The organism is Staphylococcus sp. GW821-FHT11H10 (assembly GCF_058807855.1).
In genome coordinates this window covers 25,698-38,462 of the sequence record NZ_JBXARC010000004.1, presented here as the reverse complement: position 1 = coordinate 38,462, position 12,765 = coordinate 25,698, and the positions used below count along the sequence as shown (strand labels likewise).

Below are 12,765 nucleotides of genomic sequence, written 5' to 3'. Positions count from 1 at the left end.
AAAGTAGCCCTTAAATGATTACTGCAAATTCGATCATTTAAGGGCTATCCCTATATCATTAATAATTTAAATTTTAACTAATTCCAAAAAGGCTACTAATTGGACCCCATGGTAGGATGATACCTAACGACATAGTAATAATTATTAAAATAATTGTTGCCCAGAATAAACCATGACTTGCTTCGTGTTTCTTGCGTTTAGCAATAGATACTTCCATTAGTGCAACTACCGCTATACCACAAAGCATCTTCAATGTTAACAACATATGGTTGCCTCCACCACCATGGCTAGCAGCCATGAATTCTTGAATTAACAACCAGAACCCTGAGAATAAAGTGAGTAACATAAAGACTCTTAATGCCATTTGTAATGGTTTAAACATAGGTGTAGGACCTTGTGATTTTGAAATATGTAAAAATGCAATTACATATAAAATAATTGTCAACGCCCAACTTGCAATATGCATATGTAACAAGACCGAATTCCCCCAATACTATTTATTACCTTTTTACTTACCTATCATATCACATAAACACTTGAACGTATTGTTAAACGATATAAGAGATGGGTGTGGAACTAAAATAATGGTTTTGTAGAATTTCCATGTGAAATTCTCTCTGCTGGGCCCCAACCCCAGCCTGCTTTGCTTGTGGAATTTCCATGTGAAATTCTCTTTGCTGGGGCCCCTGAATTAAAACGCTTGTAACAAGTACGCTTTTATTTCTGACAACTATTGGCAATATATAATTAGAGCCTGGGACATTGATTTATGTCCCAGGCTCACCTGCATTTACTGATTAGAATTAAGAAGTACTTATAATATAAGATGTCTCAATTCAATCATTTATTATGAACTAATTATGATAGACAATCCTTATAGCGTTTTTGAACTATTAATTAATCTTTAGCAATATAAGTAGTTAATGTACCAATATTATCAATAGTAACTTTGACTTCATCACCAGGTTGTAAGAACTGAGGCGGTTGTAAACCTGCACCCACTCCAGCTGGTGTGCCAGTAGCAATGATATCTCCTGGATGTAATGCTACATATTTAGAAATTTCTTCAATTAAATCATCAATTTTATTAATCATTTGACTTGTATTACCATCTTGACGAATATCATTATTAACTTTAGTTACGATATTAACATTTTCAGGTGTTGGTAACTCATCCTTAGTTACAATATAAGGCCCCATTGGGCAACCACCTGTCAAACTTTTAGATAGAAATGCCTGATCTTGTTCATTTTGCGCATTACGATCAGTAATATCATTAATAATTGTATATCCGTAGATGTAGTCTAATGCTAATGCTTTCGGAATTTTTTCTCCAGATTTACCGATTACGATACCTAATTCACCTTCGTAATCTAATTGATCAGTGATATCTTTATGATTTGGAATTGTTGATTCATCACCAGTTAATGATGATGCTGCTTTAGTGAATACGTATAATCGTTGTACCTCATGATTTAATTCACTTGCGTGATCTTGGTAATTACGACCGAATGCAATAACATTATTTGGTGGTGTAACTGGTGGTAAGAATTCAATGTCATTAAAGGCGATTTTGAATTCATCTGCTTTACCACTATCTTCAGCCGCTACAACTGCTTTACGTACTTGTTCTTGGAAATCTAGTGTTTGGTTTTGTTGTAATCCCTCTAATAATGTTTGAGGGTGGAAGTCACCTTCTCCAAATTCCGCAAATACCTTTTTAAGATCCCAAACTGCGTCTTCACGCTTAACTTTTACGCCGTAAGATTCAGCGTCTTTATAATTGAATGATAGAAATTTCATTCAGTATCAACTCCTCATCTATATCTTAATACATATTATAACTTTAATCTTTGCTAAACCACAAATATATATGTCTGAAATTTTAGATATTTAATACACACTTCATTCCTTGGATTAAAAATATGTTAAACATCTTCTTCAATACTCATTTGACCAAATTGGAAGAAATAAAGGTAACCGTATACTTTAGAATTTAAAATTGTTTCTAATGTGTTTTTATAATATTTCATTTGAATTTTGTACTTATCACGAAGTTGTATACCTACCTCTTCATCTGTCATACCTCTACGCTTATTAAATGCATCTGTTTTGTAATCTACAAAGTAATATTGATCGTCTTTTAAAAATATTAAATCAATCATACCTTGAATAATTGACACATCTTCATCTGATTCAGGCATTTCATCTACACGCGCTTGATTTACGACAAATGGTAACTCTCTATAAACTTTGTCAGCTTGTGTAATAGTCATATACAAGTCACTTCTAATAAAATTCATAACTGCTTCAAATTGAATATCTTTTTTAGCATCTTCTTCAATAATATGCTTTTCAATTAATTCATTAATATAGTCATTCAATTCTGTTTCAGTCATACGCGTTTCTTTAAATGGTAGATGTTGCATGACTGTATGCATTAAAGTACCAATTTCATTTGCTTTACGCTTTTTATTTTCACGTAAAAACTTAGGTCTCTCATAAGTTGATACACCTATACGGTACTGTCTTACCCTTTCGTAACTTGTACCACTTTCTTCTGTTTCTAATTGACGCTTTAATTCTGAAACAGACTGTTTAGATGGTTTCTCCGTATCTTTTAAATACGGATATTTAAATGACAATTGATCATTAATTTGTTGTTTTAACGTATCATCATGTGAACCTTCTACTTCTAAATCTGAAATATTTCGACTTTCTTGTTCTGATTCACTGTCCTCAATCGAAAGTTCTTCAAATTGTGCAATTTTAATATCTACAGTAGGACGCAGACTCTCATCTAAATTATCAATGGATTTCTCAAACTGATACTCTGGTAATAAAGATGTAGATTGGTATTTAGCCAAAATACTATATATTAAATCAAAAGGTCGATCTGCTGATAACCGCTTATGCAATGCAATTTGATTACCTGAAATTGGCAATCGCTCAAGTTTTTCTAATGTTTCTTCCTTATCAATAGTACCAATAAGAATGAGTTGCTCTTTCGCTCGCGTTAAAGCTACATACATCAATCGCATTTCTTCAGAAATAAGTTCTTTTTCAGTAATTGATTTAATGACAACTGACGATAATGACGGATAGGTTACATTTTGTTCTAAATCAAAATAATCAATACCTAGACCATATTTTTGATTTAAGATGAGTGGTTTACGTAAGTCGCCTTTATTAAAATTCTTTGAAAGTTCCGAATAAATAACATATGGGAACTCTAAACCTTTACTACTATGAACTGTCATCATACGTACCACATTATCATTAGGACCTATAACATTCTCTTCACCAAAGTCTTTATTGCGTTCTATTAGTTCGTCAATAAATCTTATAAATTGATACAGCCCTCTAAAACTTGAATTTTCAAATTCTACTGCTTTATTAAACAATCCATATAGATTCGCGCGTCTACCTTTACCACCAATAAGACCACTAAAATATTGAATAACGTAATGATCATTATAAAACTTATCAATTAGTTGATACACAGGATGAGATTGACTATATTCTTGATACATGTTTATATCATCCATAAAATGTTCTAATTTCTCAACTAACAAAGGGTTCGCTTCTTGATCTTTCATATAATGCAATATAGATTGATAGAAATAATCATCGTTCATACTTTGAACTCGAATGTTTGCTAATTCATCTTCCGTAAATTGGTATATAACCGATCTCATCAATCCTACTAAATATATATCTTGTAAAGGATTATCAACGGTTCTTAAAAATGATAAGACGAGACGTACTTCAGTTTGTTCAAAGTACCCTTCCTTACTATTTACATGGAACGGAATATTATAGTCTTTAAATACTTGTTGTAAATTGCGCGCATTTTTCAACCCTCTTTCAAGTATGACGATATCTTTGAAAGTAGCTTGTCTATAAGTTTCTGACTTCATATCATAAACTTGTTTATGCTCAATAATATATTTAACTTGCTCAGCAATATAGCGAGCTTCTTGTTCTGACTTTTCTAAATCATTATCGCTACTTTTATCTTGAATTAATGCATGTAGTTCAAGAGGCATAGATTTATCAGAATATTTAGTAGCACCAAAATAAAGTCTCGCATCAGCATCGTACTCAATTTCACCTACTTCTTCATCCATCATATGGTCAAATAAGTAGTTTGTTGTGGCGAGTACTTCTTTACGTGAACGGAAATTCTTAGATAAATCGATACGTAATCCTGATTGATCGCCATCTTTTGTGAAACGATGATATTTATCCATAAATAACGTTGGATCAGCCTGTCTAAATTTATAGATAGATTGTTTAACGTCACCTACCATGAATAAATTCCCATTAGATTCGTCACCACGTTTAATTTTAGATATGATTGCTTCTTGTACTTGGTTCGTATCTTGGTATTCATCTACTAAAATCTCTTCAAATTGTGATCGATATTCTTTAGCAATAGGCGAAGCATTGCCCTCTTGGTCAGTTAATATTTGTAAAGCGAAGTGTTCATAATCAGAAAAATCCAGTACATTGCGACTACGTTTTTTTTCAGCAAAGCCATTAATAATATCCTTAACGATTTGTACAAGGTATTGAATTCTAGGAGCCAAACGTTTCATATCTACTTTTAAATCTTCATAAGAACGCATTAGATACTTATTTTTTACTTCCGATAATAGTTTTTTATAATCATCATAAAAATCTTTAGCGTTTGTTAAAAATTGAGAACTTATACCTTCATCTTCATTAGTATCTTTTAATTTTTTTGTTATTGTAGGCAATTTTTCAGAGGTATAATTAATGATTTCTTCAAAATTTATCACATTACCCTCAATCATTTTTTCGCATTTAAATTTTTCTAGCTTGATAACATCTAAATGCTTTTCCGCCTCTATACAATTTAGAAAGTTATTTTCCGCTTCTAACAAAGTATGATATGCAGCTTTGATATAAATTTTCGATAATCTTTCTAATTCGTCTAGATATAATTTATGTTTATTATCGTCCGTGTAAATTTCAACTAATGAATCCAACCACTCAAACGGTGAAGGATTGGCTATACTGAAATTATAGAAACGTTTTAACAAATCTCTAAAATTATCATCATTACGATCACTTGATAATTGTTCTACTAAAGTAAGAAATTCAATATCCGGTGTATCATAATGTTTTTCTAAAACTTCATCAATAGACTGTTCAAGTAACAGCACATTCTCTACATCACTAATTGTGCGAAAATTAGGATCCAAATCAATGACATCATAATGTTGTTGAATAATCTTTAAACAGAAGCTATGTAATGTCGAAATTTGTGCTTGATGAATTTTAATGCGTTGATTCTTTAAATGTTCATTGTTAGGATTTTCTATTGACGCTTGTTGAATACGCTGATCAACACGATGCTTCATTTCTCTCGCACTTAAATTAGTAAAAGTAACAACGAGTAACTTATCAACATCTATTTCATCTCTAATGATTTTTTGAATAATTCTTTCTACTAATACTGCAGTTTTACCAGACCCCGCTGCTGCAGCTACTAATATATCTTGACCATTAGCATATATACTCTTCCACTGTGCATCTGTCCATTGAGCATCTTTAGGTTTGATGGGGATGTTATTCATTATGATCACCGCTTTCTAACTCGACATCTTGTATAGCTTTGATAGGATCTATAGTTTCATCTACATGGCGATAATGTTTACTATCAATAATAGTATCCACATGGCACACTGATTGAAAATTACAAAATTGGCATGGTAATTGGTCATCGAACTTAAGTGGTGCAACTTCGGTATGACCTTCCATAATATTTGTAGCAGTCTTTATAAAGTTGTCTTTATTATGTTTGATAAATTTATGAATTGTTGTTTCATCAGCAACACTGCTCCCTCTACTTCCAATACTTCCATCTTTCTTCAGGCTAACTGGAACAATGTCGGATTTGCTAATTTCTTCTAAACGAATATCCAATGCGTCTACTACATCCATATCGCTATTAACTAAGCCACGTAATTTATATTCTTTTAAAAATGCTTGTTCAAGTTTGTCCTGTGTTAAAGCATCATCTTCCAATTCTCCCCAGTCTTTAAAACTGAGACGTTCATCATGTACATGGAAATACAATAGGCCACCTGGTTTAATTTCATTAGATAATCCCAGACGTTGGGCATTTTGCAAAGCAATATCCATATAAGTCATCATTTGCATTTGTTTACCATAATAAACCTTTTTTAAATCTAATTTCGCACTGGGATTAGATGACTTATAATCAATAATATTAATGTAGCTCTTATCATCTTTAGTGTAAGCATCTATACGATCAATTTGTCCTCGTATATTAACTGGAATGCCTTGTTTTGTAATTAATGGTTGTGCAATAAGTTCTTCACTGTTGTTCGGTGTCTTTCTAAACCCTGCTTCGAAACGTTGTGGTTTGAACTTTGTATTTTTATTTTGATAGCGTAATGCTTTCAAAGTACTTTCGACAATGACACCAATTCGTTTTGACACATACCGATAGTATGCATTTGAATCCATGAGATTAAATTGGACTTGAGGTAAAACATTTTCTAAAGCTTCAACAGTTAAAGCATGTATCTTCTTATTATCAAGATTTTTAAAGTCTCCATCTACCTTATCCGAAATATACTTCAATGCTGTATGGAAAATATTTCCTAAATCAAAATTTTCAAGCTTATATTTCGTACGCTTATTTAACCTTAAACCATGATTCGCATAATGTTTAAACGGACAATCATTATACCCTTCAAATCTAGATACACTTGCGTTAATTGTTGAACCATATAAAGATGCAGCCAATGGTTCATCTAATTTCACTGTTTCGTTGTCATATGTCAACGCAGTTAATAGGTACTCTAAACCGTTATTCAATTTGTCATTATCACGCATGACTTGATAAGCATCAACCCATACATCAGCGACCATCTCTGCCTCTAGCCAAGCTTTTAAAGATTCGAATAAGACGACTTTAGTTTGATGTGGATGCTCCATTAACGATAAAGGTTGTGCATTATGTTGATAATGAATATTCATTACTTCTAACCCATTGAACAACCCTTGTATTTGGTCTATAAATGGACTTTTTTCTTTATCCTCACCTTGTGCACCCATTAAACTATATGAAAATGTAACTTGTTCACTGCCTCGTGTCATTGCAATATAACAAACAAACGCTTCATCCATTTGTAAGATATCTGATGTAGGACTTAATTCAACTTGTGCTTGTTGTTCAAACACTTTCTTTTCTTCATCTGTTATTAGACTAGAAGAAGAAACCGGTTGCGGCATAGCACCATCGTTCATTCCAACCATATAAATATGTTTTTTATTGTCTACTTTCGCTAAGTCCATTGTCCCTATACTCACTTGATCGAGGGTTTGAGGAATCATTACAAATTCTAATTGTTCTAAACCAATATCAAATACCTCTAAAAAGCGTTTAAGAGTCATTTCTTCATTATCAAATACAGTGACTAAATCATCTAAAATTTGAATAAGTCCATTCCAAATTTGATCTATTTCTTCAGCTTCTTCATGACGACCATCGACGTCCAATTGGTCACGGTGAGTCATTAAATATTTAGGTAAATCAAATGCCTCCATTGTCTCATAGAAAGCTGTCGCAAAACCTCTCACATTTTCTGCTTCGTTCATTGCTTTTTCAAAAGTTAATATTTTATCAATAATATCATTTTTTAAATGAACTACTTGCTCGAAATCTTCTCGCTCTTCAGTAGTTAATTTATGTTCTTTACGTCCCATTTTCGTAAAGTTATCAATACTAAACAGTTTTTCATCAAGCCAACGTTTGCCATAAACACCACGTTCAACGACAAAGTTCTCTAATAAATCAATTAAATATGCACTATCCTTAAAGTGATTAGTTAGAATATTGGTTTTAATTAAACGCATCATAGGACTAATATTCCAGTTTGTTTGAATAACTTCCAAAAGTGAGCGTACCATTTCCATGATCGGATGATGTGTCATTGATCTTTTAGTGTCAATATTAAATGGAATATCGTACTGTGGAAGAACAGAGTCAAATAAATATGCATAAGCTTCATCACGATACAAGATAGCAATGTCTTGATATCTATATTGCTTATCACGTGTATCTTTAATAATTTGGCGAGCTACTTCATTAACTTCTTCACGTATACTTGAGGATTCTAAAATATTAATACTGCCATCGTAAGCGATAGGATTAATTTGCAATGCGTCAAATTGTTGTTCCAGTTGTATTAAATCTTTATTGTTAAAACGATATTGTTGTTTAAAGAATTGTTGTTGTAATTCTATGTTTAAATCTTTAGCAATTTCCTTTAAATGTGTTAATACCTCTGAGGGTTTTCTGAATAAACTAAATGGATCTTCATTACCATCAGTTGTTAAAAGAACAGTAACTTTTTTGGCGCTTTGAACGAGTGCTTTAATAATTTGATATTCCAATGTAGAGAAGTTGTGGAATCCATCTATGTATACCTCTGCTCTTTTAATCCATTCTGATTGACTTAAAATATCAATAAAATGATTTAAACTATCCTCTGAAGTAATAAATTCGCCATTTATGCGTTCCTCAAAATACTGATAAATAAGCGATATATCTTCTAATTTATGTCTAGTTCTCGTCTTCAAGTCATTATCTTGCAAAAATGTATGTAAATGTTCTGGCGTAACAGAATATTTCTTAAAATCTTGAATTTGTTCACTTAACTTCTCACTAAAACCATAATAATTTACTTGTGATTGATATAGTTTTAATTCCGATTTATGTTGTTGAACTAAATCATAAATCATCATCTCGGTAGCCGCTTGCGTTAGTCGTTCTTCAGTTAATCCTCCAACCTCTTGAAAAACTCTATAACTTAAGCGTTCAAAGTGAAGCACTTCAGTTCTTAGACTTCCATTCAATTCTTTATCATTAACAAATGCTTGTTCTAATTGAAAAGTACTCTGTGTTGGTGCTATTAAAACAATTGGATCGCCTAGAGGATCCTCTTTCATTTGTTGCTTAATATTATCAATCATATGATGAGATTTGCCTGTCCCTGCTCTGCCAATGTATGCGTTCAACTCCATTATGCCCACACTCCTTTGAACTTATTTTAACACAGAACATACGTTCTTAAAAAATGTTTTGTTAGGTCGAAATATTGAACAAAAAAAGACTGGCGGAACCTCTATGAACATTCCATTACCAGTCTTGCTATGTTAAAAATTAATTCATTAATACTAATTTTCCTTATTTTTCATTATCTGGATTAAAATTAAACTTAAATTCACTGAATGGCCAAAATCTAAATGATACTTTACCAACAATTTGATCTCTATCAATTAAACCAAACGCCCTACTATCCTTACTGACTTCTCTGTTATCACCTAAAACTAAGTATTTACCTTTTGGTATGATATTTGATTTAGGATTTGCATTTAGTAAATCTTTAGTTTCAAATGAACCCGTAATATATTCACCTTGTTTACGTTTTTCATTGTAATCAAGATAAGGTTCATTTATCTTTTTACCATTAACATATAGTTTATCATTTTTATAAATAACGTTATCGCCAGGTACACCAATGACACGTTTAACATAATCGTCTTGTTGATTCGCATGAAATACGATTACATTACCTTTTTTTATGTCTCCAACTTTATATCCTAGAATGTTAACCATGACGTGTTCGCCATCTTTTAGTGTTGGATCCATTGAATCGCCTTTTATAGTATATGATTTAGCTACGAAGTTAACCATTACCCATACAAGTAATAAACCTACCGCTATGGCAACAATCCATTCAACTATTTCTTTCTTCAATTTTAACACCTCCTCTACTTATTAAACTGATAGGTAAATTCTTTAAACGGATAATACTTTAAACTAACATCTCCTACGATATCGTCCTTATCTATTAATCCATATGTTCTTGAATCACTTTGTTTATCACCATTATCATTTAAAATAAAATATGAATTTGGCAGAATAATATCACCATCAGAATCATGTAAATCTCTTATTGCAAAATTATTAATATCTCTATTTTTAGCATAAAATTTATTAACTTGTCTATCATCTCTATACAATTTACCGTTTCTAACTTCAATTGATTCACCTGGCTTGCCGACCAATCTACCAAAGTGTAATTGATTATTATGTCGATACATGATAATATCTCCATCCTTCAACATGTTAAAGGTAACTTTAATTTTATTAATAATGACACGGTCACCTTTATTCAAAGTTGGTGACATATCATCAGTTTGAACTACAGCACTTTTAACTAAGAACATTTGTATAAACATGACAAACAGACAAGCAAATAGGAATGCTACAATCCAACTTGTCACTCTACGCACTTTGTCACTCCTTGTCTGAACCCATGAAATAGCCCTCGACTTTCTTACCAACAAACCATAACGCTATAGTAACTATTAATACCATTATTGCTCTAACAGGATGTGTGAAAAATGAGGTTACACTTTTTCCCATAATCGCCAAAAATGTAATAGAAATTAACTTAGATATAAGTAAAATTATAAAATAATATTTGCCTCTAATATGAGAGAAACTTGCCACAAAATTAACTAGTGTATTAGGTGTAAACGGAAAACACATTAATATAAATATTGGTACTAAGCCCTGTCTATCAATAAAATGAATAAGGCGTTCAATTGATCGTCTTGATTTAATCCGCTTCATAAAGTTAGCATTAACAAATTTTCTACAGAAAAAGAACACTGTATAAGTACCTGCTACAACACCTAACCAACTAATAATCGTACCTGCTATAAAGCCATACGCATGAACACATAAAATAACATACAATGTTAAAGGAAGTACTGGCACAATGGCTCTAAAAAATAAAATAATAAATCCAGCCAGATAACCAAAACCTTGTAATAAATCAAACCATTGTTCAATTTGATGAAACATAGTTACATCAAATCCTTCCTATTGGATTAACAGTTATTATTTCATAGAAATATTGTACACTGTTTCATTTATAAATCTACCTATATAATAATAAATCAGTCACAGGTAGTAGTTAGAACTCATTCCTTAGCTTTAATATAAAGATATATATTAGAAAAGTCGATACGGAATTTAATCCATATCGACTTTGTAAGACATATTTAATTGACGCTATTGAATGACTAGAGAATTATAAACGCTCTTCTAATTCTTTCTTCTTATCTTCAAATCCAGGTTTACCTAATAATGCAAACATGTTTTGTTTGTATGCTTCTACTCCAGGTTGGTTAAATGGATTAACACCTAATTGATATCCACTCATTGCACACGCTAATTCAAAGAAGTATACAACATAACCAAATGTTTCTTCGTCTAAGCGTGGAATATTCACAACAACATTAGGAACGCCACCATCAGTGTGAGCTAATAGTGTACCTTCAAATGCTTTAGTATTAACTTCATCAATTGTTTTACCTGCTAAGTAATTTAATCCATCTAAATCATCACTATCTTCTTCAATTGTAATATCGTGTTTAGGGTTGTTTACTTTTACAACTGTTTCAAATAAGAAACGACGTCCTTCTTGGACATATTGACCTAATGAATGTAAGTCAGTTGTATAGTTTGCACTAGATGGATATATACCTTTAAAGTCTTTACCTTCAGACTCACCATATAATTGTTTCCACCACTCATTGAAATATTGCATTGACGGTTCATAATTAATCAACATTTCAGTAGTGTATCCTTTGCTATATAAAATATTACGGATTGTCGCATATTGATAAGCAATATTTTCATCTAATTTATCTGATGATAATTCTTTACGCGCTTTGTTTGCACCAATCATAATTGATTCAATATTTATGCCAGCTGTTGCAATCGGTAATAGACCCACAGCAGTTAATACAGAATAACGACCACCAACATCATCTGGTACTACAAACGTTTCATAACCTTCATTATCTGCTAATTGTTTTAATGCACCTTTTGCTTTATCTGTAGTAGCAAAGATACGTTTTTTAGCTTCTGCTTTACCATACTTATCTTCAACTAATTGTTTAAATAATCTAAATGCTACTGCTGGTTCTGTAGTTGTACCAGATTTAGAAATAACATTTACTGAAAAATCTTTATCTGATAAGTAGTCTACTAATTCTTTAGTGTACGTTGATGATAAATGATTACCCACGAATACAATTTCAGGGTATTCATTTGAATTGCGGAATGATGAAGTTAACATTTCAATAGCAGCACGCGCACCTAAATATGAACCTCCGATACCAATTACTACTAATACATCTGAATTAGATTTTATACGTTTTGATGCTTCCACAATTCTTGAAAATTCTTTCTTATCATAGTCTTCCGGAAGATTCACCCAACCTAAGAAATCACTACCTGCACCAGTACCTTCGTGAATCGTTTTATGAATTGTTTTAACGATATCTTGTTGTTGATCAATTTCATGTTGACCAAAGAATTCCAATGCTTTTCCATAATCTAATTGAATATGAGTCATTTTATAAAAGCCTCCTGTATGTCCTTGTTGATTTAATTTTACTAACTTTAAGCCTTCTATTCAATTGACATGACTGACTATTCGAATATTTTCAAATTAATTCAACAATTTTAAGACATTTTTTAATAATTTTAAAATGAATAATTTCTAAATAAAATAATACTTATATTTCCATATCAATATGTAACATATCCTTTTATACAATTGATATGTTGATGATAAGAGTATTTTCAAATTTTTGTATATTTATGTAAAAAAATGGTTT

8 protein-coding genes are annotated in these 12,765 nt (G+C 31.6%); all 8 read right to left on the bottom strand.

Going from position 1 to position 12,765, the window contains the following annotated elements:
* Nucleotides 1-73: 73 nt before the first annotated feature.
* A complete protein-coding gene (locus tag AC1RRU_RS03690; protein WP_011276247.1) occupies nucleotides 74-475 on the bottom strand; it encodes a YisL family protein in 402 nt (133 codons plus the stop codon).
* Nucleotides 476-897: 422 nt separating this feature from the next.
* Nucleotides 898-1,803: a fumarylacetoacetate hydrolase family protein gene (locus tag AC1RRU_RS03685; protein ID WP_016931170.1), complete on the bottom strand. Its 906-nt coding sequence runs from the start codon at nucleotides 1,801-1,803 to the stop codon at nucleotides 898-900.
* Between the two features lie 125 nt (nucleotides 1,804-1,928).
* The gene (gene addA / locus AC1RRU_RS03680) at nucleotides 1,929-5,606 is read right to left on the bottom strand and encodes a helicase-exonuclease AddAB subunit AddA (protein ID WP_016931169.1); all 3,678 of its coding nucleotides are present in this window, start codon (nucleotides 5,604-5,606) and stop codon (nucleotides 1,929-1,931) included.
* Nucleotides 5,599-9,087: a helicase-exonuclease AddAB subunit AddB gene (gene addB, locus AC1RRU_RS03675; protein ID WP_016931168.1), complete on the bottom strand. Its 3,489-nt coding sequence runs from the start codon at nucleotides 9,085-9,087 to the stop codon at nucleotides 5,599-5,601. Before addB ends, addA begins: the two co-directional genes overlap by 8 nt.
* A 163-nt stretch (nucleotides 9,088-9,250) precedes the next feature.
* Nucleotides 9,251-9,823: a signal peptidase I gene (gene lepB, locus AC1RRU_RS03670; protein WP_011276252.1), complete on the bottom strand. Its 573-nt coding sequence runs from the start codon at nucleotides 9,821-9,823 to the stop codon at nucleotides 9,251-9,253.
* Nucleotides 9,824-9,837: 14 nt separating this feature from the next.
* Nucleotides 9,838-10,362 carry a signal peptidase I gene (gene lepB / locus AC1RRU_RS03665; RefSeq protein WP_011276253.1) on the bottom strand — a complete coding sequence of 175 codons (525 nt, stop codon included), beginning with the start codon at nucleotides 10,360-10,362 and terminating at the stop codon, nucleotides 9,838-9,840.
* Between the two features lie 4 nt (nucleotides 10,363-10,366).
* Complete coding sequence (locus AC1RRU_RS03660) at nucleotides 10,367-10,939, bottom strand: TVP38/TMEM64 family protein (RefSeq protein ID WP_016931167.1); 573 nt, start codon at nucleotides 10,937-10,939, stop codon at nucleotides 10,367-10,369.
* 229 nt (nucleotides 10,940-11,168) lie between these two features.
* The gene (locus AC1RRU_RS03655; RefSeq protein ID WP_011276255.1) at nucleotides 11,169-12,500 is read right to left on the bottom strand and encodes a glucose-6-phosphate isomerase; all 1,332 of its coding nucleotides are present in this window, start codon (nucleotides 12,498-12,500) and stop codon (nucleotides 11,169-11,171) included.
* Between the last annotated feature and the right edge of the window lie 265 nt (nucleotides 12,501-12,765).